The sequence below is a fragment of the Flavobacterium cupriresistens genome, from assembly GCF_020911925.1.
GTDB classification, from domain to species: Bacteria; Bacteroidota; Bacteroidia; order Flavobacteriales; family Flavobacteriaceae; genus Flavobacterium; species Flavobacterium cupriresistens.
This window is the reverse complement of the sequence record NZ_CP087134.1, coordinates 392,830-418,098: the sequence shown is the minus strand read 5'-3', so window position 1 is coordinate 418,098 and position 25,269 is coordinate 392,830. Positions and strand designations below refer to the sequence as shown.

Here is a 25,269-nt window from a genome sequence, read left to right as displayed (position 1 = left end):
TTAATAACCATATTTGTCTTTCCAACGGTTCTTTAAAAATTCGCGGTTGCTATTCTCTCGGGAATTGCTTCCCGGATTATAAAGAACCGTTTCTTTTACGACGTCCGGCAAAAATTCCTGTTCGGCAAAATTATTGGCATAATCATGAGAGTATTTGTAATCTTCACCATACCCCAGTTCTTTCATAAGCTTAGTTGGGGCATTGCGCAAGTGAATAGGTACTGGTAAATCTCCGGTTTGCTTGACCAATTGTTGTGCAGTTCCGATAGCCATATAGGAGGCATTACTTTTTGGTGAGGTAGCCAGATAAATAGCGCATTGACTTAGTATGATACGACTTTCAGGGTACCCAATGGTTGATACAGCTTGAAAAGTACTGTTTGCCATAATAAAAGCAGTAGGATTGGCATTTCCGATATCTTCACTCGATAAAATAAGCATTCTTCGTGCTATAAATTTTACATCTTCACCACCTTCAATCATTCGTGCTAACCAGTAAACAGCTCCATTTGGATCACTGCCTCTAATTGATTTTATAAATGCAGAAACAATGTCATAATGTTGCTCTCCCGTTTTGTCATACAAAACCGTATTTTGTTGTACCAGTTCAAATACACGATCATTTGTAATGATAATTTCTCCGTCTGGCGAGGCATTTATCACTAACTCAAAAATATTAAGCAGTTTCCTGCCATCTCCGCCAGAAAGTCGTAGTAGTGCTTCTGTTTCCTTGAGCGTTATGTTTTTTGAAGCTAATTCGGTGTCCGTTTTCATGGCACGGTGTAATAAAGCTTCCAGATCATGTTTGCTAAAAGCATTTAGGATGTAGACTTGACAGCGTGATAGTAATGCGGGTATAACTTCAAAACTCGGATTTTCTGTAGTGGCACCAATTAGTGTAATCCAGCCTTTCTCTACAGCTGCCAAAAGTGAATCCTGTTGTGATTTGCTAAACCTGTGAATCTCATCAATAAAAAGAATTGGATTTTTGGCCGTAAACAATCCGCCACTTTGTTTGGCTTTTTCGATGACGTCCCGAATATCTTTTACCCCCGAGTTTATGGCACTTAAAATATAAAACGGGCGTTTTGATTCTTGTGCAATAATCTGGGCTAAGGTTGTTTTTCCTGTACCCGGTGGTCCCCAAAAGATTAGCGAAGGAATAGCTCCTCTTGAAATTTGCTGTGTCAAGGAACCATTTGGTCCAACCAAGTGAGCTTGACTAATATAATCTTCTAATTTCTGTGGACGAATTCGTTCGGCTAAAGGTGCTTCCATTTTGTAAAATTACTATTTTCAATTTTAATTTTATATTTTTAGGAGTATATTCCTGTTGTACAATTCTATTTTGTTGCTATTGGGAACAATATTTTTGATAGCTGACAAATTAACAGTAAATTGTAATTGGATAGTTTTTTGATGGTTATCAATCGAACGGAATATTATATTATGAACGACAATCACTTTAAATTTTCAACCGCCGTAATTGGTCTGCCTTTGTTTTTTGTCCTTTTTCTTTGGATTGTCTATTGGTTTCAAATTCGTTTTGATTTGGATTTTTATCGAAATGGTATTTATCCACGGGATTTTTCGGGTCTGCAAGGAGTTTTGTTTAGCCCTTTTATACATGAAAATTTAGGTCATTTGTATAATAACTCCATTCCGTTGTTTGTGTTATTGGCGGCGCTGCAATTTTTTTATCCCAAACAGACTTTAGGTGTTATTGGTTTTGGGATTTTATTTTCAGGATTTATTACCTGGGTTATTGGTCGGGAGAATTATCATATCGGAGCTAGTGGGTTGATTTATGTTTTGGTTAGTTTTATTTTTTTCAAAGGAATTCAGACACGTTATTACCGTTTAGTAGCTCTTTCTTTTTCTGTTGTTTTACTTTATGGTGGTATGATTTGGTATGTTTTTCCGGATGTAGATCAGTCCATTTCCTGGGAAGGGCATTTAGCGGGATTTGTCACTGGTTTTGTTTTGAGTTTGTTTTATAAAGCGCCTGAATATGCAAAACCAATTGTTTACGATTGGCAGAAGCCGGATTTTGATCCTCAAGGGGACGCATTTATGAAGCATTTTGATGAGAATGGAAATTTTGTTAATACCGAGATCGAAGAAGAAGAGGTGATTTCAAGTTATTTTAGCTCTGATGTTTTGGTTAATTATACCATTAGAAAAAGTGATGAAATCGACGAAATTGAATAGTTTTAATACGATGAAATTTGCTTTTATAAAATGAGTACTTTTGTTTTAATGATTTAATTTCTAAATATTTAATTATGAAAAGTGTCGTCTTTGTAGTTCTTTCGGTTTTCTTTTCTGTATCGGTTGTTGCTCAATGTGAAATTCATAATAAAGTGCAGGCTGACGGATCGATGTCCTATTTTTTGGAACCGGCAACTTTTTATACTACAAAATCAAAGTCATTAAAAATTGGAATTGTTACGGATAAAGAGAGCTATTTTATTGCCTTACAGCCGATTCCATTTCCTTCTAAGGGAACTGGACAAAAGATAAAAGAAGATTTGATTATTGAGTTGTCAAATACTAATAAGTATAAACTACAACATTTCGATACCCGTTATATAAAACATGATTCTGTTATGCAGGTGCTGTATCTGATTGACAAAAAAGATTTAAAAGACTTTTCTGTTTTTGAAGCCGTTTCGGCTGACATAAATATGGAAGGAACAGAGTTTGTGAGAAACTATGCTTTTAAATTACATAAAAAGGCAATTATGCAGCAGTTAAATTGCTTTTTGAAAGAAGAGGAATGATGTGTTACTCGTCCTCTTTAGTAACTGGGGGATCATTTTTGTGAGATAGTTTTTTTCTAACGTTTTTGTACAGATTGTTAAAAGTTAGTGTTAACGAAGCTGCATTTACTATTTGATCACCATTGTTTCTTGGGAGATACTCATTGGCATAAGTAAGTTCAAGCTGTATGTCATCATTAAATAAATAACCGGCTCCAATATTAAATCTATTTCGATCGAAGAAACTTTCTCCGGTTACTTTTGTTCCGGTTTTTAAGAATATTTCATCAGAGGCTATTGCGTAAATGACTCCTTTTCGTAGTACTTTACTATTTAATGGTTTTAGGTATTTAATTTGTTGCCGATACCGTAAAACGTTTTCATATTCTAGATTTTCATCTCTAATGTGTCGCAGCTCTAAACGCATTCTCGTGGTTAAACTATAACCTATTTTGTGAAAATAGTAGGTACCCTGAAGCGCAAATCTCCATTCCGGGGATTTAAATTGTCCAATTTCAGGTACATCCTTATTGTCGTAATAAGCTACGAAAGCTGAAGTCTTCCATCTCGGAGTTAGGTAGTAATTTCCCCAAAATCTAAAAGAGCGCTGTACATTATTTTCGAAAAGATTGGAAGAGGATTCTGTACTACTAAAGGAGTTTGCGAGATCTAATTCTGCAGACCATTTTTCGTTTAAAGTACGTGTAAATTGAATCTCATTCCAGAATTGATTATAGGTAGTCTTTTGTCCATAACAGTAATCTGAAAGTACTGTTATGGATAAAAGTATGAAAAGTTTTTGTAAGGATCGTTTTAACGGCAAGTATGAATGCATTCGATTTTAAGTTAAAATTATTCATTACCAATCTAAAATCTAAACTTCTGATCTATTTAGCTTCTTTGACGTACAGCCTCATATAAGAATGCTCCACAGGCAACAGAAACATTTAAAGAGCCAATTGTTCCAAACATTGGAAGTTTTGCTTTTTCATCTACAATTTTAAGTACAGACGGGTTTATTCCGCGATCTTCAGATCCCATTATTATTGCAACAGGTTCGTTTAAAGATAAATCATAAATAGTTTGCTCTGTTTTTTCAGTAGCGGCAACGGTTTTGATTCCTGAACCTTGTAAATAAAAGATCGCATCTTTAATATGTTCAACTTTACAGATAGGCACATTAAAAACGGCTCCGGCTGATGTTTTAACAGTATCTCCATTCACAGGAGCAGATCCTGCTTTCTGAACGATGATTCCGTTTACACCTGTACATTCAGCAGTACGAATAATAGCGCCAAAATTTCTTGCATCTGAAATCTGATCCAGTATAAGAAATAAAGGTTTAGTACCTGACTCGATTGTTGATTCAACCAAATGCTCTAAATCGATAAAACCAATAGGGGAGATTGTTGCTACAGCACCCTGGTGATTGTTAGGTGTTAGTCGATTTAGTTTTTCTACAGGAACATAGGAAAAATTTATGTTGGCGCGTTTCATCACCTTCATCAAATCTTTCATTAGCTCACCGGAAATCTCTTTTTGGATGAATACTTTATCTACTTCTTTACCTGCCTGAATTGCTTCTATAATGGCTCTAATTCCAAATATTTGATGTTCTTTTTCCATAGGGCAAATATAGGGATAATGTTTATATAAAAAAAAACCACTCTGAATGAACAGAGTGGTTTAGTATATTTATTTGAGAATAAAATTAGAATTTATCCCAGAATAATTTTGTTGTCAATAAATCTCCACCGATTGCTGTAGATGCAGCTTTCCAGTTTGAGTTATTTACTTGTTGTTCAAGAACAGGATAAGCCATTCTCACAGGAACTTTACCACCTGCATTGATAATAGCTGTAGCTGGAGCTGCTAAAACAGGGAAATCTAATCTTCTCCAGAAATTCCAAGAAGTTAATCCTTGATTAAACATCGCTACCCAAGCTTGCTCTCCAATTGATTTTTTCCAATTAGCAGCATCGTATGGTTTTGTTAGAAGATATGCTGTAGCCTGTGCGGGAGTACCACCCCATTCTACGATAGATGCAGTTACGGCTGTAGTGTAAGCCGTTGCTGCTGCTGCTGGAGTCCAACGAGCATTAGCCTCAGCAATATAAAAAGCAACTTCAGTGTAGTTTAGAATAGTACCTGGTGTTGTTGCAGTGTAAGCAAATTCACCAATATTAGAAAAAGTTCCAAATTCACCACCTTGACCAATTACTTGACCAACGTAAGTTCCACCAGTTATTGGATCATAATAATGGCTTATTCTTGGGTCATTAGTTGTGTTCATGTAGTCAACTAATGTTTTTCCGGCGAAGAAATCATCTCTACCGCTTGCAGAAAGGTTTTCAAACAAAGGATTGTAGTTTGGCGATGCAGATAAATACGGTAATTGAGCATTATCAGCAGGAGAAGTCATTACCCCAGCAGCAATAGCTGCATTTGCAGTAGTTTGTGCTAAAGTTGGATTTGAATCTGCTATTCCTATTGCTAGTTTTAATTTTAAGGAATTTGCAAATATTCTCCACTTTTGAATAGATCCAGCGTAATATTTGTCACCATCAGTAAAAGTGTCAAAGTCAGTGGTTGATGTAGTGTTTACTAATTTAGCAGTGGCTGCATCAACTCTTTTAATCAAATCTACGTAGATAGTAGCTCCGTCATCATATACAGGTAATGGATAAGCATTAAGATTTGCTGCCTGAGTATAAGGAACGTTTCCAAAAGTATCTACTAAAAGCTGATAAGTGTAAACTTGCATTAAGTCAACTATTGCTAATTGATTTTGTTTGTTAACAGGCCAGTTTGGTGCCTCGGTTGGTGTTGGATCATATACATTGATAATTTCTTTTGCCTTACCAAGGTTGTTTAGGATGTTTACATAATTAAGCAAAAAGATGTTATTAGAAACATTTCTGTTTGTAAAATCATAATTACTCTCGTTTACATAAGTTGTTTCCTGCCAATACTGCATCGTCAGTCTAAAGTTGTTTTCGTTTACACTTGGTGTATTTACGTAATCACTTAATTCCTTTTGTGTGTAAGTTACTAGTGCTCCCGGTACAGTGGTATATGCACTGTTTGGGTCTGTATTTATGTCCTCATTAACACAAGCTGTCATCGACAGACCAATGGTTAATATTGCTATGATTTTTTTCATTTCCATTTTTTTTAAAAATTAACTTTGACATTAAAAGAAATATTTCTTGTTGTCGGCATAGGTCCTGATTGGTATCCTTGCGTGTTACCTGAAGACAATCCAGCTTCTGGATCAGCATATGGTAAGCTTTTGTCAATTATCCAAAGATTGTTACCTATTAAGCTAAATGAAGCTCCTTTTATAGATTTTCCTATTATGCTTTCAGGAAGATTATATGTAAAAACAACTTCTCTTAATTTTACAAATCCAGCATCATAAATAAATGCTTCAGCAGGAGGATCTGTACCTAAAACCTGGCTAGATTGAGATCTGTCTAATCTAGTTGTGTTTGTGATGTATTGTGGTTGGTTACCTCCTGGTGTATAAGCAGGGTTAGCCATTACACCTTTTAGAATTTCACCTCCATTATTTGCTAATGTATTTCTTATTGGGAATCCTAGGTCATTGTTTCCAACAGAGTTAGCGTAAATACCAGTTCCGTATCCATAATATTGATCAAGCGAAAATATCTCTCCACCTTTCTTGATGTCAATTAAGAAACTGAAAGAAAGATTTTTGTACGAGAACTTATTATTGATTCCTCCAGTCCAATCAGCTTGGTAGGTTCCTAATTTGTTGTCAGTTGTAGTAGAAACTACATAAGCACCATTGTCTCCGATGATTCTGTTTCCAGCATCATCTAACACATAAGTTGTTCCCCAAATTTGACCGTAATCTTGGTTAAGAGGAGCATTGATACTGATACCACCTTGTAGTGAGTTGATATTGATGTTTTCGATACCAGGAGCTAGTTTTGTAACTTTAGTGTTTGGGTTTGACCAGTTTATGTTTATATCCCAAGCAAAGTTATCTGTTTTAAAGGGAGTAGCATTAAGGGTAACCTCGAATCCTTTTGTAGTTAATGTACCAGCATTGACTGTGTTGAATGAAGATCCGGTAGCTGTTGATACAGGTAGCGGTAAAATTTGATTGTATGCTTTGTTTTGGAACCAAGCGACATCAAATCCAAATCTGTTTTTAGCGAATTGCATGTTTAAACCTAACTCGACATTGTCTAACTGTTGTGGTTTTAGGTTTGCATTTTTCTTAGTAGTATTGAAAGAGTATACTGGTGTTCCGAATGGATTTCGTGCAGTATAAGTGTCAAGTAATTGGTTAGGATCAGTGTCCGAACCTACTTGAGCGTATGCTGCTCTGAATTTACCAAAATTGATGAATTCAACATCTTTTAACCAATTTGAGAAAATAACACTTGCTGATACAGAAGAATACCAATAATCATTAAGATCTACAGGTAATGAAGAAGCTACGTCTCTTCTTACGGAACCTTCAAAGTAGTAAGTTCCTTTGTAACCTAATGTTGCTTGCGTAAATAAACCAAGTACTTCTTTTCTAGTGTCTACAATTCTAGGAAGAGCCGGAGCCGATACAGAGTTAGAAATAGTATACAATCCAGGGATATATAATCCTCCTGATGTCATTTGTTGGTTGATAAATCTACTTTGTACGTTGTAGTTACTACCTACAATTACACTAAGATTTAATTCTTCAGCTAAGTCTTTTTTGTAAGTGGCTAAGAAGTCATAGTTTTGCTCACTAAAATCATAGATGTCCAAGGCATAACCAGATGGTTGAACAGGTAAGTTTTGACCGTTTGAGTTTGATCCAAGAGTTGCAGGAATTGAACCAGCAGCTATTCTGTCTTCAGTTCTCATTGTGAAACCGTCAGTACCTATTCTACCAGTAAAGCTTAAGCTTTTAGATGCATCATAAGTAACACTAGCATTGGCAGCAAATCTTTTTCTGCTGTCGTTGTTGTAATTTTGGTATCTTGTGAAATAAGGGTTGTCCCAGTATTGTGGAGCAATATTTGTTGGACTTTTAATGTTCCATGTGTAATTTTGGTGACCTAATTCGTAAAGGTATTTTTGCTCTTTAATGTCAACGTTTGTTGCCCACCATTGTCTGAAACCAGCCACGTTGTTTCCTCCGTAACCAGTCGTATTTCTGTTTCTGGTGTTTTGCGATACGTAAGTAGCGTTAAAAGTTGAACTTAATTTGTCGTTAAACTTGTAAGTAGCACTAGCATTAAAGTTGTTCTTGCTTAATAAAGCATTTGGCATAATATCATCACTGTTGGTGTTAGCATAAGTCAATCTGTAAGTTGCCTTTTCAGTTCCACCGTTTAACGAGATGTTGTTGATTGTAGATGTCGCAGTGTCAAAAAATTCAATTGGACCATTTTTAGCAGCTTCCCATGGAGTTCTTTGTCCGTATGTTGGTGAACCCGGGATAAAGGCGTCGTATTGCCAAATTAGTGCGCCATCAAATTTTGGTCCGTAAGAAGCATCATGTGTAGTACTAGGTCTTGGTTGTCCTTGGTAGCTTCCAAATGATTGTCCTAAATATCCTTGTCCGTATTCACTTTGATATTCAGGGAAAGTTTTTTTGTCTACAGAAGACATAGTGTAAGAAGATGAAAATTCTACAGCTAAGTCAGTTCTTGCTTTTCCTTTTTTAGTAGTAATGATAATCGCTCCATTTTGTGCTCTAGATCCGTAAAGAGCTGTTGCAGCTGCACCTTTCAGTACGTTAATATCTGCAATGTTATTTGGGTTGATATCTGAAGCAGCGTTACCATAATCGTAACCACCTCTACCACTTTTTTGATCAGCACTGTTTACGTTACTGTTCAAAATTGGCACCCCATCAACTACGAATAAAGCCTGGTTGTCTCCCAAAAGTGATTTGAAACCTCTAAGAACTACGTTTGTAGATCCTCCAAAGTTAGTACCATTGGTTACACTAAGACCAGCAACTTTTCCTGTTAAGTTGTTTACGAAGTTTCCTGTAGGAACTGTTGATACTTGCTCAGCAGTTACTTGTTGTGCAGAGTATCCAAGAGATTTTTTCTCTCTTTTAATACCTAAAGCTGTTGTTACAACAACTGCTTCAAGTTCGTTTGCATCTGCGCCTAATTTTACATTAAGTGAGGATGAGCTTGCTGCTACTTCCTGAGTTTTCATCCCAATGTAGCTGAATACCAAAACTTGGCTTGTTGATGCTTTGATAGAGAATTTACCATCAAAATCAGTTTGTGTTCCAGATTTTGTTCCTTTGATCAATACACTTACCCCTGGAAGAGGCATTCCTGTATTGTCAGAAACCATTCCTGAAACAACTCTTTCTTGCGCGAAAGTTAGTTGCGCCACTAGTACTAGCAATAGTACTAAGAATCCATTGAACTTTAGTTTCATTTTTAAATATTTTGAATTAGTATCGCAAAACTCTTAATAATTTGTTAACTTTCCTAATAAATAAAAATCTTTTTTTGATAAACGCTAAAATTTAACATTATAACATATGTTTATGATACTGTTATATAATTGCATTTCCTGAATATTCTCGCCTCCGTTCGTTAGTGTAATTTTTAATAAGCCATTTTTGGTTTGTATAGCAGTTCCAATTCCGATTCCTATTAATTTTTTGATTTCGCTTTTGTTTGAGGTGTTGGTTAAGTCTTGGTATAAGCCATAATCGACGATAGAATTTAGATATAAGTTTTTAGAGACGATATATCTGTATTCTGTAAGAATTAACGAATTGAAATTGGCTTGTAAACTGTTTTCTAAAAAACCTCTGATGGAATTAATTCCGCCAAAACGATATAGTTCATTCGAAATATAACTTTTGCTTTTTAAATAGAAATTCTGTGAATTAATACTAATAAAATTCTTTTCATTTAGTTCAAAATTGTAGGAAATGTCCAGATTGATGAAAAATTGTTTACTTGATCCTGCGGTATCCGGATCATTGTTTGTGTCTCTTTTTCCATAGCCAATTATGAAGTTTGCAAAAGCTTTTTTAGGGAAGAGATTGTTGATAGGATCTATTTTTTTGTACTCAAAAGTTGCGGTAGTGTAGGAGTTGTTGTAGTCGCTAATAGCAGAATTGTTTGTGTTTTGAATATCGCTTGATTCGGTAGATTGATAGCCCAGATATATTTTGGAATTGTAGTTGATGTAGTAACCTAAATCAATTGCTGTTTTTGTGTTTTGAAAGGTGCTGTCTTGCTTAAATATGTTGAGTTGCGCTTTTATTCCCAATGAAGTTTTGAAAATGTATGGGATTTCTAGTTTTGTGTTAAAAGTTTTTTGCTGGTTTCCATCGCTCTTCCAGTACAAGGAGAATTTTTCCCCGGAATGAAGAATGTTTTGCAAGGTGACATCGAGGTATCCGTTAAGGTTGATTTTTTTGTTTTCATCATTAGAGAAGCCGATGTATCCGTCAAAAGTGTTTGCTTTTCTTTTCTCTATGTAGGTGTAGATTTTGGTTGAATCGTTGGTGAATAATATTTCAGGATATTTTGTTTGGGTAATGAATTCAAAGCGGTTTATATCGTCGTATAATTCTTTGGTTATTTCCTGATTAAAAGTTTTGTTGATGTATTTTTTATTGAGTTGCTTTAAGTGTCCTTTTGGGAAAAAATCTTTTCCATCACTGTTTGTGTAATTGAGAATAATTGAATTTAGGACACGTTTTTTTTCGGATTTAAAGTTTAAGTCGGCGTAAATTATTGAATTCTTTCGGGTGATATTTTCAAGTTTTATCTTGCTTAATGCGTAGCCAAGCTTTTCGGCTTCAATTGTTTTTTGGTTCAGATAGTTTTCTATCTCAACATAGGGGATGATGATAGTGTCGTTTTGGTTTTTTGATGTTTTGAAAAAAGTATTATTTCTACCTATATATATACGGGCCTGTTTTATTCTGTTTTTAAGATTTATGATCGATATATAAGTGCTATCGTTTAGTTTGCTGGTTTCTACTGTTTTGTTGTCCGGGTATCCTTTTTTAGAAAGCTTTTTTGAGGTGCTGTTGATTTCGTCAAACAATGATTTTATGTTGTTGTGTTTTGTTGTGTAATTTAGCGAATCGATAGTTTTGTTTTCAATTTGATTGGTTCCGTTTATTTTTAAATAAAAATTTTGGGCATGGCAGCTAAGTCCAAAAATGAAAATCAATATGTTTAGAAGCTGTTTCAAGTGTTAAATTAAGTTTAATAATTGTATTGCAAATATCTATTGTTTGTTTGTAAAATCATAAGTATAAATAATGTTATTGAAAATTAATGAATTAACGTTTGTATAGTGAAAAATATTTTATACATTTGCAACCCCGTAAAAAGCGGGAATTTAATATACATAATAAATTTTTAGTATTAATTATGCCAACAATTCAACAATTAGTAAGAACAGGAAGAACTCAGATAACTAAGAAGAGTAAATCGGTTGCTTTAGATTCTTGTCCTCAAAGAAGAGGGGTTTGTACGCGTGTTTACACTACTACACCAAAAAAACCAAACTCTGCAATGCGTAAAGTTGCGCGTGTACGTTTGACAAATGGTAATGAGGTGAATGCTTACATCCCTGGAGAAGGACACAATTTACAAGAGCACTCGATAGTATTAGTTAGAGGTGGAAGGGTAAAAGATTTACCAGGTGTTAGATATCATATCGTTCGTGGAGCGCTTGACACGTCAGGAGTTGCAGGAAGAACGCAAAGAAGATCTAAGTACGGTGCTAAACGCCCAAAAGAAGCAAAAAAGTAATTTAAAACGTTAAGAGTTGGAGGTTAGGAGTTAAGGGTTTGAAATTAAAGCGTAGGCTAAAATGGATGACACATAACATTTAACGGATAACCTATAACTTTTTATTAAAAAAAAGACATGAGAAAAAGAGCGGCAAAGAAAAGACCACTTTTACCAGATCCAAGGTTTAATGACCAATTGGTAACGCGTTTTGTGAACAACTTAATGTGGGATGGTAAGAAATCTACAGCTTTCAAAGTATTTTATGATGCAATTGACATCATTGAGTCTAAAAAGCAAGATTCAGAAAAATCTTCATTAGAAATTTGGAAAGATGCTTTAACAAACGTTATGCCTCACGTAGAAGTACGTAGTCGTAGAGTTGGTGGAGCTACATTTCAAATTCCAATGCAAATTAGACCAGACAGAAAAATTTCTATGGCAATGAAGTGGTTAATACTTTATTCAAGAAGAAGAAATGAAAAATCTATGGCACAACGTTTAGCGTCAGAATGTTTAGCTGCTGCTAAAGAAGAAGGTGCTGCTGTTAAGAAAAGAATGGATACTCACAAAATGGCAGAAGCTAATAAAGCTTTCTCTCACTTTAGATTTTAATTCGTAAAGAAATGGCTAGAGATTTAAAATATACAAGAAATATCGGAATTGCTGCTCACATTGATGCTGGTAAAACAACAACAACGGAGCGTATTCTTTTTTATACTGGAAAGTCACACAAAATTGGTGAAGTACACGATGGTGCTGCAACAATGGACTGGATGGCTCAAGAGCAAGAAAGAGGTATTACAATTACTTCAGCAGCTACAACTTGTGAGTGGAATTTTCCAACTGAGCAAGGTAAAACGTTGCCTGAAACATTGCCTTACCACTTTAATATTATTGATACTCCTGGACACGTTGATTTTACTGTAGAGGTAAACCGTTCTTTACGTGTACTTGATGGTTTAGTATTCTTGTTTAGTGCTGTTGATGGTGTTGAGCCTCAATCAGAAACTAACTGGAGACTTGCTGATCAATATAGAGTTCCACGTATGGGGTTTGTTAATAAAATGGACCGTCAAGGATCTAACTTTTTGGCAGTTTGTCAACAAGTTCGTGATATGTTGAAATCTAATGCTGTTGCGATCACTTTACCTATTGGTGAAGAAAATGATTTTAAAGGTGTTGTTGATTTAGTAAAAAACCAAGCAATCGTTTGGCATGATGCTACTCAAGGAGCTACTTTTGATATTGTGCCTATCCCTGAGGATATGGTTGCAGAAGTAAAAGAATACAGATCAATTCTTATCGAGGCAGTTGCTGATTACGATGAGAACTTGTTGGAGAAATTCATGGAAGATGAAAACTCTATTACTGAAGAAGAAATTAATGTTGCTTTAAGAGCTGCTACAATTGACATGGCTATCATTCCTATGATTGCTGGTTCTTCTTTCAAAAATAAAGGTGTTCAGTTCATGTTAGATGCAGTATGTAAATACTTACCATCTCCAATGGATAAAGAAGGTATCGAAGGAATTCACCCTGATGATGCTGAATTATTAGAAGAAGATCAAGTTAAAATTTTACGTAAGCCAGATGTTAAAGAGCCATTCGCAGCTTTAGCATTTAAAATTGCTACTGACCCATTCGTAGGTCGTTTAGCTTTCTTCCGTGCTTATTCTGGTCGTTTGGACGCAGGTTCTTACGTTTTGAATACACGTTCTGGTAGTAAAGAAAGAATTTCTCGTATTTACCAAATGCACGCTAACAAACAAAATCCAATCGAATATATTGAGGCTGGAGATATTGGAGCTGCTGTTGGGTTTAAAGATATTAAAACTGGAGATACATTGTGTGATGAAAAACACCCAATTATTCTTGAGTCTATGAAATTCCCTGCACCGGTAATTGGTATTGCTATTGAGCCTAAAACAAAAGCTGACGTAGATAAAATGGGTATGGCTTTAGCTAAATTAGCTGAAGAGGATCCAACGTTTACAGTTAGAACTGATGAGGCTTCTGGTCAAACAATTATCTCAGGTATGGGTGAGCTTCACTTAGATATCTTAGTAGATCGTATGAAACGTGAATTTAAAGTTGAAGTGAACCAAGGTGAGCCTCAAGTTGAATATAAAGAAGCGTTTACAAGAACTGCGACACACAGAGAAACTTACAAGAAACAATCTGGAGGTCGTGGTAAATTCGGTGATATCGTATTTACACTTGAGCCTGCTGATGAAGTTGATGGTAAAGTTCCAAAAGGATTACAGTTTATTAATGCTGTAAAAGGTGGTAACGTTCCTAAGGAATATATTCCATCTGTAGAAAAAGGTTTCCGTGAAGCTATGAAAACTGGTCCTTTGGCTGGTTATCAAGTGGATAGTTTGAAAGTAACTTTGACAGACGGATCTTTCCACCCTGTCGATTCTGATGCGCTTTCTTTTGAGTTAGCTGCTAGAATGGGTTATAGAGAAGTAGCTAAAGCTGCTGGTGCAATTGTTCTTGAGCCAATCATGAAAATGGAAGTTATTACTCCTGAAGAAAACATGGGAGATATCGTAGGTGATATCAACCGTCGTAGAGGTCAGGTTAATGATATGGGTGACAGAAATGGTGCTAAAACTATTAAAGCTGATGTACCATTATCAGAGATGTTTGGATATGTTACTACATTGAGAACATTATCTTCTGGTAGAGCTACTTCAACAATGGAGTTTTCTCACTATGCAGAAACGCCTTCTAATATTTCAGAAGCGGTAATTAAAAAAGCAAAAGGTAACGCTTAATTCTTAAGAAAATGAGTCAAAAAATCAGAATAAAACTAAAATCTTACGATCACATGTTGGTAGATAAATCTGCTGAAAAGATCGTAAAAACAGTAAAAACTACTGGAGCGGTTGTAACAGGTCCAATCCCGTTGCCAACTCACAAAAAACTTTTCACTGTATTGCGTTCTCCGCACGTTAACAAAAAAGCGAGAGAGCAATTCGAAGTAATGTCGTACAAAAGATTGATCGATATTTACTCGTCTTCATCTAAAACAATTGATGCTTTAATGAAACTTGAATTGCCAAGTGGGGTTGAAGTAGAGATCAAAGTATAATTTTTTATTATATTTTATAAATAAAAAGCGGAACAGAAATGTTCCGCTTTTTTTATGTTTTTAAGTTTTTTCTTCCGGGTTAATTGTTGTGTTTTATTTTTGTGAAAATAATGTTTGTTTTTGCGAAAGGTCTTTATTTTAGGCTGTTGGCAACGTTTTTTATTTTTAATTATGATGTAATTGTTAAGTATTTTGTTGTTTTTGGTTAAGGAAAATATTTTTATTTTTTCTATAATTATGCGGTAGATGAAGTTTGATTTCGGGCTTGGATTTTGATTATGAGCGATTTAATTTTTGTAACTGTTTGGTATATTCAATTTTAATAGCTACTTTTGCACTCCCTGTTTGGAAATTTCTGTTATTTTCAAATTGAAGGGAATTTTAGTAATTAATAATTAATATTTATGTCTGGGTTAATTGGTAAAAAAATCGGCATGACTAGTATTTTCGACGAAAACGGGAAAAATATTCCTTGTACAGTAATCGAGGCTGGGCCGTGTGTTGTTACCCAAGTCAGAACCAAAGGTGTTGACGGGTACGAAGCGTTGCAACTTGGTTTCGATGACAAAAACGAGAAACATTCTACTAAAGCGGCTTTAGGTCACTTTAAAAAAGCTGGAACTGTTGCTAAGAAAAAAGTCGTTGAATTCCAAGATTTCGCAACTGAACAAAAATTAGGAGATCTTATTGATGTTTCTATTTTTGCTGAAGGAGAATTTGTAGATGTGCAAGGTGTATCTAAAGGTAAAGGTTTCCAAGGTGTTGTAAAACGTCACGGTTTTGGTGGTGTTGGTCAAGCAACTCATGGTCAACATAACCGTTTAAGAGCGCCAGGTTCTGTGGGAGCTTCTTCTTATCCATCTAGAGTATTCAAAGGAATGCGTATGGCTGGAAGAATGGGAGGAGATAATGTAAAAGTACAAAACCTTAGAGTTTTAAAAGTAGTGGCTGAAAAGAATCTACTTGTTATTAAAGGATGTGTTCCTGGACATAAAAACTCTTATGTAATCATTCAGAAGTAATGGAAGTAAAAGTATTAGATTTCAACGGAAAAGATACTGGAAGAAAAGTTCAACTTTCTGATTCAGTATTCGCAATTGAACCAAACAATCACGCTGTATATCTTGATGTTAAGCAATATCTTGCTAATCAAAGACAAGGTACTCATAAGGCTAAAGAAAGAGCTGAAGTTACTGGTAGTACACGTAAGATTAAAAAACAAAAAGGAACTGGTACAGCTCGTGCGGGTAGTATCAAAAATCCATTGTTTAAAGGTGGTGGAACAATTTTTGGACCAAGACCAAGAAGTTATTCATTCAAATTGAATAAAAGCTTGAAGAGATTGGCTAGAAAATCAGCTTTCTCAATCAAAGCAAAAGAGTCGAATATCATCGTTCTTGAAGACTTTAATTTTGAAACACCAAACACTAAAAATTTCATTAACGTTTTGAAAGCTTTAGGGTTAGAAGATAAAAAATCTTTATTTGTGTTGGGAGAGACGAATAAAAATGTATATTTGTCGTCACGCAATTTGAAGGCTTCAAATGTTGTAAAGAGCTCAGAATTAAGCACTTACGCTATTTTAAACACTAATAATTTAGTGCTTTTAGAAGGTTCTTTGGAGTTAATTGAAGAAAATTTAAGTAAATAATAGGAATATGAGCATCATAATTAGACCTATAGTAACGGAAAAAGTAACCAAAGAAAGTGAAGTTTTAAACCGCTTCGGATTCGTTGTTGACAAAAAAGCAAACAAAGTTCAAATTAAGAAAGCTATCGAAGCTGCTTATGGAGTAACTATTGTTAGTGTTAACACGATGAACGTTAGACCGGATAGAACTACAAAATACACTAAAAGTGGTTTGATCAGTGGAAAGACAAATGCAATTAAGAAAGCGATTGTTCAAGTACAAGAAGGAGAAACAATTGATTTTTACAACAATATCTAAGATAGAAAAATGTCAGTAAGAAAATTAAAACCTATTACCCCAGGTCAGCGATTTAGAGTTGTGAATGGTTATGACGCCATTACAACTGATAAGCCGGAACGCTCTTTGATAGCGCCGATAAAAAACTCTGGAGGTAGAAATAGTCAAGGAAAGATGACCATGCGTTATACGGGTGGTGGTCACAAGCAGAGATATCGTATTATTGATTTCAAAAGAACTAAAGACGGAATTCCGGCTACTGTGAAATCAATCGAATACGATCCAAATCGTACTGCATTTATCGCTTTATTAGCTTATGCTGATGGTGAGAAAACTTATGTTATTGCTCAAAACGGATTGAAAGTTGGTCAGAAATTAGTTTCTGGTCCAGAGTCTCAACCTGAAATTGGTAATACATTACCTTTAAGCAGAATTCCTTTAGGAACTGTAATCTCTTGTATTGAGTTACGTCCAGGTCAAGGAGCAGTAATTGCTCGTTCAGCTGGTACATTTGCTCAATTAATGGCAAGAGATGGAAAATATGCTACAATTAAAATGCCATCTGGTGAAACAAGATTGATCTTGTTAACTTGTTCGGCTACTATTGGAGCTGTTTCTAATTCAGATCACCAATTAGTTGTATCAGGAAAAGCTGGTAGAACAAGATGGTTAGGAAGAAGACCTAGAACAAGACCTGTTGCAATGAACCCTGTTGATCACCCAATGGGTGGTGGAGAAGGACGTTCTTCTGGTGGACATCCACGTTCAAGAAATGGAATACCAGCAAAAGGTTATAGAACTCGTTCTAAGAAAAACCCGAGTAACAAGTATATCGTAGAACGTAGAAAGAAATAATAAGATATGGCACGTTCATTAAAAAAAGGACCTTTCGTTCATTATAAGTTAGACAAGAAAGTTCAAGAAAACATTGAAAGCGGAAAAAATGGAGTAGTAAAGACTTGGTCTAGAGCTTCCATGATTACTCCAGACTTTGTTGGACAAACTATCGCAGTTCATAACGGTCGTCAATTTGTACCAGTTTACGTAACAGAAAACATGGTAGGTCACAAATTAGGAGAGTTTTCACCAACTAGATCTTTTAGAGGTCATGCTGGAGCAAAAAATAAAGGTAAAAAATAAGAAGCAATGGGAGTTCGTAAAAGAGAAACAGCAGATGCGAGAAAAGAGGCTAATAAGTCTATTGCTTTCGCAAAATTGAATAACTGCCCTACTTCACCTAGAAAAATGCGCTTAGTAGCGGACTTGGTAAGAGGTCAGAAGGTAGAAAGAGCACTTAACATCTTAAGATTCAGTTCTAAAGAAGCTTCGAGAAAACTAGAGAAACTATTATTATCTGCAATCAACAACTGGGAGCAAAAAAATAGTGAAGGTAATTTAGAAGAGGCTGGATTATTTGTTAAAGAGATCAGAGTAGATGGTGGAATGATGTTGAAAAGACTTCGTCCAGCTCCACAAGGTCGCGCACACAGAATAAGAAAACGTTCTAACCACGTAACAATCGTGCTTGGAGCTATCAATAACACACAAAGCAATTCTTAAGCAGCATGGGACAAAAGACAAATCCAATTGGAAATAGACTTGGTATCATCAGAGGATGGGACTCAAACTGGTATGGTGGAAATGATTACGGTGATAAACTTGCCGAAGATCACAAAATCAGAAAGTATATCCATGCTCGTTTATCAAAAGCTAGTGTATCAAAAGTAATCATCGAGAGAACTTTAAAACTTGTAACCGTTACTATCACTACTGCTAGACCTGGTATCATTATCGGAAAAGGTGGTCAAGAGGTAGACAAGTTAAAAGAAGAACTTAAGAAAGTTACTGACAAAGAGGTTCAAATCAACATCTTTGAAATCAAAAGACCTGAGTTAGATGCGTATCTTGTGGCTACAAGCATCGCTCGTCAAATCGAAAGCCGTATTTCTTACAGACGTGCAATCAAAATGGCTATTGCTGCTTCTATGCGTATGAACGCTGAAGGTATCAAAGTTTTGATTTCTGGTCGTTTGAATGGTGCTGAGATGGCACGTTCAGAAGGTTTCAAAGAAGGTAGAATTCCTCTATCAACTTTCAGAGCTGACATCGATTATGCACTTGCTGAAGCTCATACTACTTATGGTAGAATGGGAATCAAAGTGTGGATCATGAAAGGTGAAGTTTATGGAAAGAGAGATCTTTCTCCACTTGCAGGAATGGATAAAAAACAATCCGGAACTGGTGGTGGTAAAGGTGGCGATTCTCCAAGAGGAGACAGAAAGCCCTTTAATAAAGGTGGTAAACCAGACGCTCGTAAAAGAAAGTAAATTTTTAAACTAAAGAAAAATGTTACAGCCTAAAAGAACAAAATACCGTAAGGTACAAAAAGGTAAGATGAAAGGAAACTCTCAAAGAGGGCATGAACTTTCTAATGGAATGTTTGGTATTAAATCTGTACATGAAGATGGAATGTTCTTAACTTCTCGTCAAATCGAAGCTGCACGTATCGCTGCAACTCGTTTCATGAAGAGAGAGGGACAATTATGGATCAAAATATTTCCAGACAAACCTATAACTAAGAAGCCTCTTGAAGTACGTATGGGTAAAGGTAAAGGAGCAGTTGAGTATTGGGCTGCTGTTGTTAAACCAGGAAGAATTATGTTTGAAGTTGGAGGAGTTCCTTTGTCAGTTGCAAAAGAGGCGTTACGTCTTGCAGCTCAAAAGCTTCCAGTAAAAACTAAGTTCGTCGTTGCTAGAGATTTCGAAGCATAATTTATATTATATTATGAAACAATCAGAAATAAAAGATCTTTCTGCAGCGGAGTTGCAAGAAAAACTTAGTCAAACTAAGAAAACATATGCTGACCTAAAAATGGCTCACGCTATTTCTCCAATTGAGAACCCACTTCAAATTAGAAGTGTAAGAAGAACAGTTGCAAGATTGGCTACAGAGTTAACTAAAAGAGAGTTACAATAATTGTATTCTGCTGAAAGATGGAAGAAAAAAGAAATTTAAGAAAAGAAAGAATTGGTGTTGTCACTTCAAATAAGATGGATAAATCTATCGTTATTGCTGAAGTAAGAAGAGTAAAACACCCATTATACGGTAAGTTCGTGTTGAAAACTAAGAAATACGTTGCACACGACGAAACAAACGACTGTAACATTGGAGATACTGTAAGAATTAGCGAAACGCGTCCTTTAAGTAAATCAAAATGTTGGAGATTAGTTGAAATCTTAGAAAGAGCTAAATAATTATGGTACAACAAGAATCAAGACTAAAAGTAGCAGATAACACGGGAGCAAAAGAAGTTTTAACTATCCGTGTTTTAGGAGGTACCAAAAGAAGGTATGCCTCTGTTGGTGACAAGATTGTAGTTTCTATCAAAGATGCAACTCCAAACGGAAACGTGAAAAAAGGAGCTGTTTCAACTGCAGTTGTTGTACGTACCAAAAAAGAAGTGAGAAGAGCCGATGGTTCTTATATCCGTTTCGATGACAATGCATGTGTTCTTTTGAACGCTGCAGGGGAAATGAGAGGAACTCGTGTTTTTGGTCCGGTAGCAAGAGAACTTCGTGAAAAACAATTCATGAAAATTGTATCATTAGCACCAGAAGTGCTTTAATTCGTTTTAAGATGATAAAGCTAAAAATAAAAACAGGAGACATCGTAAGAGTAATTGCCGGAGACCATAAAGGTGCTGAAGGTAAAGTTGTACGTGTTTACCGTGAGAAAAATAAAGCGATAGTTGAAGGTGTAAACATGGTTTCGAAACATACAAAACCAAGTGCTAAAAACCCTCAAGGTGGTATCGTTAAGAAAGAAGCTTCTATACAAATATCTAACATTTCACTAATTGATCCTAAAACTAAGGAAACAACTAGAGTTGGTATTAGAGTAGAAGGAGATAAGAAAGTAAGATTTTCAAAAAAATCTAATCAAGTACTATAGTAATGGCATATACACCTAGACTAAAAGAAGAATATAAGAGTAGAGTAATCGCTGCTCTTAAAGAGGAATTCGGATATACAAACGTAATGCAAGTTCCTAAATTGGAAAAAATCGTTTTGAGCCGTGGAGTTGGTGCAGCTGTATCTGATAAAAAACTTATTGACTATGCAGTTGATGAGTTAACAAAGATCACTGGACAAAAAGCAGTATCTACTATTTCAAAGAAAGACGTTGCGTCATTCAAATTGAGAAAAGGGATGCCGATTGGAGCAAAAGTTACTTTGCGTGGAGAAAGAATGTATGAGTTTTTAGATAGACTTATCACTTCTGCTTTACCACGTGTAAGAGACTTTAGTGGTATTAAAGCTACTGGATTTGATGGTAGAGGTAATTATAACCTTGGAGTTTTAGAGCAAATCATTTTCCCAGAAATTGATATTGATAAAGTAAACAAAATTTCAGGAATGGATATTACTTTTGTTACTACTGCTCAAACTGACAAAGAAGCAAAGTCATTATTGGCTGAATTAGGTTTACCTTTTAAAAAGAATTAAGACATGGCTAAAGAATCAATGAAAGCCCGCGAGGTTAAAAGAGAAAAAACGGTAGCAAAGTATGCTGAGAAAAGAAAAGCTTTGAAAGAAGCTGGAGATTTTGAAGGATTACAAAAATTACCTAAAAATGCTTCGCCAGTTCGTTTACACAATCGTTGTAAATTAACAGGTAGACCAAGAGGGTATATCCGTCAATTCGGTATTTCACGTGTAACTTTCCGTGAAATGGCTAACAATGGATTAATTCCAGGTGTTAAAAAAGCCAGCTGGTAATTTAAAAAGTTTATAAATTGATTAAAGGTTCAGGAGGCATAGTGCTTCCTGAAAACCATAATCGCAATCAAATACATATGTATACAGATCCTATTGCAGATTATTTGACTAGAGTTCGTAACGCTGTGGCTGCAAACCACAAAGTTGTTGAAATTCCAGCTTCTAATCTAAAAAAAGAAATAACTAAGATCTTATTTGATCAAGGTTATATCTTGAGTTACAAATTTGAGGACAACTCTGTTCAGGGTTCAATCAAAATTGCTTTGAAGTATGATAAAGATACTAAAGAGCCTGTAATTAAAGATATCCAAAGAATTAGTAAACCTGGTTTACGTAAGTACGCAGGTGCTGCCAAATTACCTAGAATCCTTAACGGATTAGGAATTGCTATTGTTTCTACATCAAAAGGTTTGATGACTGGAAAACAAGCTAAGCAATTAAATGTAGGTGGTGAAGTAATTTGTTACGTATACTAATTTTAAACACTAGATAAAGATGTCAAGAATAGGTAAAAGCCCAATTGTAATCACTGCTGGTGTAACTGTAGAAGTTAAAGACGGTATTATTACAGTAAAAGGAAAAAAAGGTCAACTTACTCAGGAGTTTTCGGACGTAACTGTAAAAGTTGAAGGCGATCAGGTTTTAGTAGAAAGATCGTCTGATCATAAAGATCAAAGAGCAAAACACGGATTATACAGATCATTAATCAATAACATGATTGTTGGTGTATCTGAAGGTTTTACAAAAGAACTTGAATTAGTTGGAGTTGGTTATAGAGCTTCAAACCAAGGTCAAAAGTTAGATTTAGCTCTTGGATATTCTCACAATATTGTTTTAGAAATTGCTCCAGAAGTAGCTTTAGAAACAATATCTGAAAAAGGTAAAAACCCTATCGTAAAATTAACATCATTCGATAAACAACTTTTAGGTCAAGTAGCTGCGAAAATCAGAGGTTTCCGTAAGCCTGAGCCATATAAAGGAAAAGGTGTTAAATTTGTGGGTGAAGTATTAAGAAGAAAAGCAGGTAAATCAGCTTAAAAAATAAGATTATGTCATTAACAAAATCTGATAGAAGACAGAGAATTAGATTCAGAATTAGAAAATCGATCAGTGGTACAACCTCTAATCCTAGACTATCTGTATTTAGAAGTAACAAAGAAATTTACGCTCAACTTATTGATGATGTAAATGGAGTTACTATATTAGCTGCATCTTCAAGAGAAAAAGAAATAGGAAAAGGTACTAACGTTGAAATCGCTGCTGCTGTTGGAAAACTAGTTGCTGAGAAAGCGTTAAAAGCCGGGATTGATACCATCACTTTCGATAGAGGTGGATATTTATATCACGGTCGTATTAAATCATTAGCAGAAGGCGCAAGAGCGGCTGGACTTAAATTCTAATATATTATGTCTAAATACAAAAATGTAGAATTGGTAAAACCAAGTGGTCTTGAACTTAAAGATCGTCTGGTAAGTGTTAATCGTGTTACTAAAGTTACAAAAGGGGGTAGAGCTTTCGGTTTTTCTGCTATTGTAGTTGTAGGTGATGAAAATGGAGTAGTTGGTCACGGATTAGGAAAATCTAAAGACGTTTCTGAAGCAATTGCGAAAGCAGTAGAAGATGCTAAGAAAAATTTAGTAAAAATTCCTTTGAACGGACAATCTGTTCCTCACGAACAAAAAGGTAAATTTGGTGGTGCACGTGTATTCTTAATTCCTGCGTCTCATGGTACAGGAGTTATTGCTGGTGGAGCTGTTCGTTCAGTTCTTGAATCAGTAGGTATTCACGATGTATTATCTAAATCTCAAGGATCATCAAATCCTCATAACGTAGTGAAAGCAACTTTTGATGCTTTATTACAAATGAGAAGCGCTTACACTGTTGCAAAACAAAGAGGTGTTTCTTTAGAAAAAGTTTTTAAAGGTTAATTCAAGGAAATTATGGCTAAATTATTAGTAAAACAAGTAAGAAGCAAAATCAACTGTCCTCTTTCTCAAAAGAGAGGTTTGGAAGCTTTAGGTCTACGTAAAATGGGACAAGTTGTAGAGCATGATTCAAACCCTGCTATCCTTGGTATGATAAACAAAGTTAAACACTTAGTTTCTGTCGAAGAAGCTAAATAACAAATACTGTTATGAATTTAAGTAACTTACAACCAGCTGAAGGGTCAACACACAATCAAAATAAAAGATTAGGTAGAGGAGAAGGTTCTGGAAAAGGTGGTACTTCTGCAAGAGGTCACAAAGGAGCAAAATCTCGTTCTGGTTATTCTAAAAAGATTGGTTTTGAGGGAGGGCAAATGCCACTTCAAAGACGTGTGCCTAAGTTTGGTTTCACAAACATCAATCGTAAAGAATACGAAGGTGTTAATTTAGATACGCTTCAATTATTAGTAGACAATGGTGTGATTACTGATTCTGTTAACATGACAGATTACGTAGCAAACCGTCTAGCTACCAAAAATGAAATCGTTAAGATTTTAGGTAGAGGAGAATTGAAAGCAAAATTAAAAGTAACTGCCCACAAATTTACTGCTACTGCAAAAGCTGCTATTGAAGCTGCTGGTGGAGAAGCTGTAACTATATAACTTATCTACTAAGATGAAGAAATTTATTGAATCAATAAGTAATGTTTGGAAAATCGAAGAACTGAAAAATAGAATCTTAATTACATTAGGATTACTTTTAGTATATCGTTTTGGTGCACACGTAACGCTTCCTGGTATTGACGCAACTCAATTAACAGGTTTAGCGGGACAGACTAAAAATGGTTTAGGATCTATCCTAGACATGTTTACAGGAGGTGCTTTCTCTAAAGCTTCAGTTTTTGCTTTAGGTATTATGCCTTATATTTCTGCATCTATTGTTGTTCAGTTAATGGGAATTGCTATTCCTTATTTGCAAAAACTTCAAAACGATGGAGAAAGTGGTAGAAAAAAGATTAATCAAATCACTCGTTGGTTGACTATAGCTATTACACTGGTTCAAGGTCCAACTTATATCTATAATCTGTACAGAACATTGCCTGGTAGTGCATTCTTACTAGGCTTTAATTCTCCTGAATTTTTGTTCTCATCAGTTATCATTTTAGTTACAGGTACAATTTTTGCTATGTGGCTTGGTGAGAAAATTACAGATAAAGGTATTGGAAATGGAATTTCATTATTGATTATGGTTGGTATCTTAGCTCGTTTACCGCAAGCTTTTATTCAAGAGTTTACAACGAGAGTTACCAACAACAATGGAGGTCCAATGTTGTTAGTTATTGAAATTATTGTGTGGTTATTAGTTATTATTTCTTGTGTATTGCTTACAATGGCAGTACGTAGAATCCCGGTTCAATACGCTCGTCGTACGACAACTGGTGACTATGAGCAAGATTTAGCAGGTGGTAATAGACAATGGATTCCTCTTAAGCTTAATGCTTCTGGGGTTATGCCAATCATTTTTGCTCAGGCAATTATGTTTATACCTGCGGCTGTAGCTGGATTGTCTAAATCAGATACATCACAATCAATCGTTGGAGCATTTAGCGATATGTTTGGTTTCTGGTATAACTTGGTATTTGCAACTTTAATTATTGTATTTACATTCTTTTATACTGCGATCACCGTACCGACTAACAAGATGGCCGATGATTTGAAAAGAAGTGGTGGTTTTATTCCTGGCGTTCGTCCGGGAGCTGAAACTTCAGACTTCCTTGATAAAGTGATGTCTTTGATAACTTTCCCAGGATCTTTATTCCTTGCTTTGATTGCTGTGTTCCCAGCTATTGTTGTAAGTATTATGGATGTACAACCATCTTGGGCAATGTTTTTTGGAGGTACCTCATTAATAATTATGGTTGGTGTTGCAATAGATACTATTCAACAAATCAACTCGTACTTGTTAAACAAACATTATGATGGTTTAATGAAGACTGGTAAAAATAGAAAAGCGGTAGCTTAATAT

33 protein-coding genes are annotated in these 25,269 nt (G+C 35.4%); 27 read left to right on the top strand and 6 right to left on the bottom strand.

What is annotated here, in order from left to right; genetic code table 11:
- Entirely contained in the window at positions 1 to 1,278 is a 1,278-nt protein-coding gene (locus LNP23_RS02025) for a replication-associated recombination protein A (RefSeq protein WP_230003393.1), read from the bottom strand.
- Positions 1,279 to 1,449: 171 nt separating this feature from the next.
- On the opposite strand from LNP23_RS02025, the gene LNP23_RS02020 reads away from it, so the two are divergent.
- The gene (locus LNP23_RS02020; protein WP_047774332.1) at positions 1,450 to 2,211 is read left to right on the top strand and encodes a rhomboid family intramembrane serine protease; all 762 of its coding nucleotides are present in this window, start codon (positions 1,450 to 1,452) and stop codon (positions 2,209 to 2,211) included.
- Positions 2,212 to 2,285: 74 nt separating this feature from the next.
- Complete coding sequence (locus LNP23_RS02015) at positions 2,286 to 2,783, top strand: hypothetical protein (protein ID WP_230003391.1); 498 nt, start codon at positions 2,286 to 2,288, stop codon at positions 2,781 to 2,783.
- A 4-nt stretch (positions 2,784 to 2,787) separates the two neighbouring features.
- Here LNP23_RS02015 and LNP23_RS02010 read toward each other — a convergent pair whose 3' ends face one another.
- From LNP23_RS02010 to LNP23_RS01990, 5 genes are all read right to left on the bottom strand, one after another.
- A complete protein-coding gene (locus LNP23_RS02010) occupies positions 2,788 to 3,597 on the bottom strand; it encodes a DUF2490 domain-containing protein (RefSeq protein ID WP_230003390.1) in 810 nt (269 codons plus the stop codon).
- A gap of 56 nt (positions 3,598 to 3,653) precedes the next feature.
- The gene (gene rlmB, locus LNP23_RS02005) at positions 3,654 to 4,388 is read right to left on the bottom strand and encodes a 23S rRNA (guanosine(2251)-2'-O)-methyltransferase RlmB (RefSeq protein ID WP_047774328.1); all 735 of its coding nucleotides are present in this window, start codon (positions 4,386 to 4,388) and stop codon (positions 3,654 to 3,656) included.
- A gap of 85 nt (positions 4,389 to 4,473) precedes the next feature.
- On the bottom strand, positions 4,474 to 5,925 hold the full coding sequence (locus LNP23_RS02000) for a SusD/RagB family nutrient-binding outer membrane lipoprotein (protein WP_230003388.1): 1,452 nt from the start codon (positions 5,923 to 5,925) through the stop codon (positions 4,474 to 4,476).
- A gap of 11 nt (positions 5,926 to 5,936) precedes the next feature.
- Positions 5,937 to 9,182: a SusC/RagA family TonB-linked outer membrane protein gene (locus LNP23_RS01995; RefSeq protein WP_230003386.1), complete on the bottom strand. Its 3,246-nt coding sequence runs from the start codon at positions 9,180 to 9,182 to the stop codon at positions 5,937 to 5,939.
- Positions 9,183 to 9,266: 84 nt separating this feature from the next.
- Positions 9,267 to 10,967, bottom strand: a complete 1,701-nt coding sequence (locus LNP23_RS01990; RefSeq protein ID WP_230003384.1) for a BamA/TamA family outer membrane protein — start codon at positions 10,965 to 10,967, stop codon at positions 9,267 to 9,269.
- Positions 10,968 to 11,149: 182 nt separating this feature from the next.
- On the opposite strand from LNP23_RS01990, the gene rpsL reads away from it, so the two are divergent.
- The 25 genes from rpsL to secY all read left to right on the top strand — a co-directional run bounded on the left by rpsL (position 11,150) and on the right by secY (position 25,266).
- Positions 11,150 to 11,533, top strand: coding sequence for a 30S ribosomal protein S12 (gene rpsL, locus LNP23_RS01985; protein ID WP_007136570.1), 384 nt, complete (start codon positions 11,150 to 11,152; stop codon positions 11,531 to 11,533).
- A gap of 117 nt (positions 11,534 to 11,650) precedes the next feature.
- Positions 11,651 to 12,127 carry a 30S ribosomal protein S7 gene (rpsG, locus tag LNP23_RS01980; protein ID WP_007803600.1) on the top strand — a complete coding sequence of 159 codons (477 nt, stop codon included), beginning with the start codon at positions 11,651 to 11,653 and terminating at the stop codon, positions 12,125 to 12,127.
- Between the two features lie 11 nt (positions 12,128 to 12,138).
- Complete coding sequence (fusA, locus tag LNP23_RS01975) at positions 12,139 to 14,295, top strand: elongation factor G (RefSeq protein ID WP_047774322.1); 2,157 nt, start codon at positions 12,139 to 12,141, stop codon at positions 14,293 to 14,295.
- An 11-nt stretch (positions 14,296 to 14,306) separates the two neighbouring features.
- Positions 14,307 to 14,612, top strand: coding sequence for a 30S ribosomal protein S10 (gene rpsJ / locus LNP23_RS01970; protein WP_007803605.1), 306 nt, complete (start codon positions 14,307 to 14,309; stop codon positions 14,610 to 14,612).
- A 404-nt stretch (positions 14,613 to 15,016) separates the two neighbouring features.
- Positions 15,017 to 15,634 carry a 50S ribosomal protein L3 gene (rplC, locus tag LNP23_RS01965; protein ID WP_007803612.1) on the top strand — a complete coding sequence of 206 codons (618 nt, stop codon included), beginning with the start codon at positions 15,017 to 15,019 and terminating at the stop codon, positions 15,632 to 15,634.
- Entirely contained in the window at positions 15,634 to 16,263 is a 630-nt protein-coding gene (rplD, locus tag LNP23_RS01960; RefSeq protein WP_047774320.1) for a 50S ribosomal protein L4, read from the top strand. Before rplC ends, rplD begins: the two co-directional genes overlap by 1 nt.
- Positions 16,264 to 16,270: 7 nt before the next feature.
- Positions 16,271 to 16,561: a 50S ribosomal protein L23 gene (rplW, locus tag LNP23_RS01955; protein WP_007803621.1), complete on the top strand. Its 291-nt coding sequence runs from the start codon at positions 16,271 to 16,273 to the stop codon at positions 16,559 to 16,561.
- Between the two features lie 9 nt (positions 16,562 to 16,570).
- Positions 16,571 to 17,395 (top strand): 50S ribosomal protein L2, encoded by an 825-nt coding sequence (gene rplB, locus LNP23_RS01950; RefSeq protein WP_007803623.1) that lies wholly within the window; start codon positions 16,571 to 16,573, stop codon positions 17,393 to 17,395.
- 6 nt (positions 17,396 to 17,401) lie between these two features.
- Positions 17,402 to 17,680 carry a 30S ribosomal protein S19 gene (rpsS, locus tag LNP23_RS01945; RefSeq protein WP_031456039.1) on the top strand — a complete coding sequence of 93 codons (279 nt, stop codon included), beginning with the start codon at positions 17,402 to 17,404 and terminating at the stop codon, positions 17,678 to 17,680.
- A 6-nt stretch (positions 17,681 to 17,686) separates the two neighbouring features.
- A complete protein-coding gene (rplV, locus tag LNP23_RS01940) occupies positions 17,687 to 18,100 on the top strand; it encodes a 50S ribosomal protein L22 (RefSeq protein WP_007803631.1) in 414 nt (137 codons plus the stop codon).
- Between the two features lie 5 nt (positions 18,101 to 18,105).
- Positions 18,106 to 18,867, top strand: coding sequence for a 30S ribosomal protein S3 (rpsC, locus tag LNP23_RS01935; protein WP_007803635.1), 762 nt, complete (start codon positions 18,106 to 18,108; stop codon positions 18,865 to 18,867).
- Between the two features lie 19 nt (positions 18,868 to 18,886).
- On the top strand, positions 18,887 to 19,312 hold the full coding sequence (gene rplP, locus LNP23_RS01930; protein WP_007803637.1) for a 50S ribosomal protein L16: 426 nt from the start codon (positions 18,887 to 18,889) through the stop codon (positions 19,310 to 19,312).
- Between the two features lie 13 nt (positions 19,313 to 19,325).
- Positions 19,326 to 19,517, top strand: coding sequence for a 50S ribosomal protein L29 (gene rpmC / locus LNP23_RS01925; RefSeq protein ID WP_047774317.1), 192 nt, complete (start codon positions 19,326 to 19,328; stop codon positions 19,515 to 19,517).
- A 17-nt stretch (positions 19,518 to 19,534) separates the two neighbouring features.
- The gene (rpsQ, locus tag LNP23_RS01920) at positions 19,535 to 19,795 is read left to right on the top strand and encodes a 30S ribosomal protein S17 (protein ID WP_047774311.1); all 261 of its coding nucleotides are present in this window, start codon (positions 19,535 to 19,537) and stop codon (positions 19,793 to 19,795) included.
- A gap of 2 nt (positions 19,796 to 19,797) precedes the next feature.
- Positions 19,798 to 20,166: a 50S ribosomal protein L14 gene (gene rplN / locus LNP23_RS01915; RefSeq protein ID WP_007803649.1), complete on the top strand. Its 369-nt coding sequence runs from the start codon at positions 19,798 to 19,800 to the stop codon at positions 20,164 to 20,166.
- A gap of 11 nt (positions 20,167 to 20,177) precedes the next feature.
- The gene (gene rplX / locus LNP23_RS01910) at positions 20,178 to 20,492 is read left to right on the top strand and encodes a 50S ribosomal protein L24 (protein ID WP_047774310.1); all 315 of its coding nucleotides are present in this window, start codon (positions 20,178 to 20,180) and stop codon (positions 20,490 to 20,492) included.
- 2 nt (positions 20,493 to 20,494) lie between these two features.
- Positions 20,495 to 21,046, top strand: a complete 552-nt coding sequence (gene rplE / locus LNP23_RS01905) for a 50S ribosomal protein L5 (RefSeq protein ID WP_047774308.1) — start codon at positions 20,495 to 20,497, stop codon at positions 21,044 to 21,046.
- 3 nt (positions 21,047 to 21,049) lie between these two features.
- On the top strand, positions 21,050 to 21,319 hold the full coding sequence (rpsN, locus tag LNP23_RS01900; protein WP_007803655.1) for a 30S ribosomal protein S14: 270 nt from the start codon (positions 21,050 to 21,052) through the stop codon (positions 21,317 to 21,319).
- A 77-nt stretch (positions 21,320 to 21,396) separates the two neighbouring features.
- Positions 21,397 to 21,795: a 30S ribosomal protein S8 gene (rpsH, locus tag LNP23_RS01895; RefSeq protein ID WP_017495014.1), complete on the top strand. Its 399-nt coding sequence runs from the start codon at positions 21,397 to 21,399 to the stop codon at positions 21,793 to 21,795.
- Positions 21,796 to 21,814: 19 nt separating this feature from the next.
- Positions 21,815 to 22,357, top strand: a complete 543-nt coding sequence (gene rplF / locus LNP23_RS01890; RefSeq protein WP_047774306.1) for a 50S ribosomal protein L6 — start codon at positions 21,815 to 21,817, stop codon at positions 22,355 to 22,357.
- Positions 22,358 to 22,368: 11 nt separating this feature from the next.
- Positions 22,369 to 22,719 (top strand): 50S ribosomal protein L18, encoded by a 351-nt coding sequence (gene rplR / locus LNP23_RS01885; RefSeq protein ID WP_047774303.1) that lies wholly within the window; start codon positions 22,369 to 22,371, stop codon positions 22,717 to 22,719.
- A gap of 3 nt (positions 22,720 to 22,722) precedes the next feature.
- A complete protein-coding gene (gene rpsE, locus LNP23_RS01880; RefSeq protein WP_085950271.1) occupies positions 22,723 to 23,247 on the top strand; it encodes a 30S ribosomal protein S5 in 525 nt (174 codons plus the stop codon).
- A gap of 12 nt (positions 23,248 to 23,259) precedes the next feature.
- A complete protein-coding gene (gene rpmD / locus LNP23_RS01875; RefSeq protein ID WP_017495010.1) occupies positions 23,260 to 23,442 on the top strand; it encodes a 50S ribosomal protein L30 in 183 nt (60 codons plus the stop codon).
- 11 nt (positions 23,443 to 23,453) lie between these two features.
- On the top strand, positions 23,454 to 23,906 hold the full coding sequence (gene rplO / locus LNP23_RS01870) for a 50S ribosomal protein L15 (protein ID WP_047774299.1): 453 nt from the start codon (positions 23,454 to 23,456) through the stop codon (positions 23,904 to 23,906).
- Between the two features lie 13 nt (positions 23,907 to 23,919).
- Positions 23,920 to 25,266 (top strand): preprotein translocase subunit SecY, encoded by a 1,347-nt coding sequence (secY, locus tag LNP23_RS01865; protein ID WP_047774297.1) that lies wholly within the window; start codon positions 23,920 to 23,922, stop codon positions 25,264 to 25,266.
- The last annotated feature ends 3 nt before the right edge of the window (positions 25,267 to 25,269 follow it).

Excerpts from the sequence above, each read along its gene's own strand:
- rpsG (WP_007803600.1), top strand. The coding sequence starts at position 11,651 with ATGAGAAAAAGAGCGGCAAAGAAAAGACCACTTTTACCAGATCCAAGG.
- secY (WP_047774297.1), top strand. The coding sequence starts at position 23,920 with ATGAAGAAATTTATTGAATCAATAAGTAATGTTTGGAAAATCGAAGAA.
- rpsL (WP_007136570.1), top strand. The coding sequence starts at position 11,150 with ATGCCAACAATTCAACAATTAGTAAGAACAGGAAGAACTCAGATAACT.
- rpsC (WP_007803635.1), top strand. The coding sequence starts at position 18,106 with ATGGGACAAAAGACAAATCCAATTGGAAATAGACTTGGTATCATCAGA.
- rpsH (WP_017495014.1), top strand. The coding sequence starts at position 21,397 with ATGTATACAGATCCTATTGCAGATTATTTGACTAGAGTTCGTAACGCT.
- LNP23_RS01995 (WP_230003386.1), bottom strand. The coding sequence starts at position 9,182 with ATGAAACTAAAGTTCAATGGATTCTTAGTACTATTGCTAGTACTAGTG.
- rplO (WP_047774299.1), top strand. The coding sequence starts at position 23,454 with ATGAATTTAAGTAACTTACAACCAGCTGAAGGGTCAACACACAATCAA.
- rpmD (WP_017495010.1), top strand. The coding sequence starts at position 23,260 with ATGGCTAAATTATTAGTAAAACAAGTAAGAAGCAAAATCAACTGTCCT.
- rplP (WP_007803637.1), top strand. The coding sequence starts at position 18,887 with ATGTTACAGCCTAAAAGAACAAAATACCGTAAGGTACAAAAAGGTAAG.
- LNP23_RS02020 (WP_047774332.1), top strand. The coding sequence starts at position 1,450 with ATGAACGACAATCACTTTAAATTTTCAACCGCCGTAATTGGTCTGCCT.
- rplV (WP_007803631.1), top strand. The coding sequence starts at position 17,687 with ATGGGAGTTCGTAAAAGAGAAACAGCAGATGCGAGAAAAGAGGCTAAT.
- rpsN (WP_007803655.1), top strand. The coding sequence starts at position 21,050 with ATGGCTAAAGAATCAATGAAAGCCCGCGAGGTTAAAAGAGAAAAAACG.
- rpsJ (WP_007803605.1), top strand. The coding sequence starts at position 14,307 with ATGAGTCAAAAAATCAGAATAAAACTAAAATCTTACGATCACATGTTG.
- LNP23_RS02015 (WP_230003391.1), top strand. The coding sequence starts at position 2,286 with ATGAAAAGTGTCGTCTTTGTAGTTCTTTCGGTTTTCTTTTCTGTATCG.
- rpsS (WP_031456039.1), top strand. The coding sequence starts at position 17,402 with ATGGCACGTTCATTAAAAAAAGGACCTTTCGTTCATTATAAGTTAGAC.
- rplE (WP_047774308.1), top strand. The coding sequence starts at position 20,495 with ATGGCATATACACCTAGACTAAAAGAAGAATATAAGAGTAGAGTAATC.
- LNP23_RS02000 (WP_230003388.1), bottom strand. The coding sequence starts at position 5,925 with ATGAAAAAAATCATAGCAATATTAACCATTGGTCTGTCGATGACAGCT.
- rplB (WP_007803623.1), top strand. The coding sequence starts at position 16,571 with ATGTCAGTAAGAAAATTAAAACCTATTACCCCAGGTCAGCGATTTAGA.
- rlmB (WP_047774328.1), bottom strand. The coding sequence starts at position 4,388 with ATGGAAAAAGAACATCAAATATTTGGAATTAGAGCCATTATAGAAGCA.
- rplX (WP_047774310.1), top strand. The coding sequence starts at position 20,178 with ATGATAAAGCTAAAAATAAAAACAGGAGACATCGTAAGAGTAATTGCC.
- rplR (WP_047774303.1), top strand. The coding sequence starts at position 22,369 with ATGTCATTAACAAAATCTGATAGAAGACAGAGAATTAGATTCAGAATT.
- rpsQ (WP_047774311.1), top strand. The coding sequence starts at position 19,535 with ATGGAAGAAAAAAGAAATTTAAGAAAAGAAAGAATTGGTGTTGTCACT.
- rplF (WP_047774306.1), top strand. The coding sequence starts at position 21,815 with ATGTCAAGAATAGGTAAAAGCCCAATTGTAATCACTGCTGGTGTAACT.
- rplC (WP_007803612.1), top strand. The coding sequence starts at position 15,017 with ATGTCTGGGTTAATTGGTAAAAAAATCGGCATGACTAGTATTTTCGAC.
- rplD (WP_047774320.1), top strand. The coding sequence starts at position 15,634 with ATGGAAGTAAAAGTATTAGATTTCAACGGAAAAGATACTGGAAGAAAA.
- fusA (WP_047774322.1), top strand. The coding sequence starts at position 12,139 with ATGGCTAGAGATTTAAAATATACAAGAAATATCGGAATTGCTGCTCAC.
- rpmC (WP_047774317.1), top strand. The coding sequence starts at position 19,326 with ATGAAACAATCAGAAATAAAAGATCTTTCTGCAGCGGAGTTGCAAGAA.
- LNP23_RS02010 (WP_230003390.1), bottom strand. The coding sequence starts at position 3,597 with ATGCATTCATACTTGCCGTTAAAACGATCCTTACAAAAACTTTTCATA.
- rplW (WP_007803621.1), top strand. The coding sequence starts at position 16,271 with ATGAGCATCATAATTAGACCTATAGTAACGGAAAAAGTAACCAAAGAA.
- LNP23_RS02025 (WP_230003393.1), bottom strand. The coding sequence starts at position 1,278 with ATGGAAGCACCTTTAGCCGAACGAATTCGTCCACAGAAATTAGAAGAT.
- rplN (WP_007803649.1), top strand. The coding sequence starts at position 19,798 with ATGGTACAACAAGAATCAAGACTAAAAGTAGCAGATAACACGGGAGCA.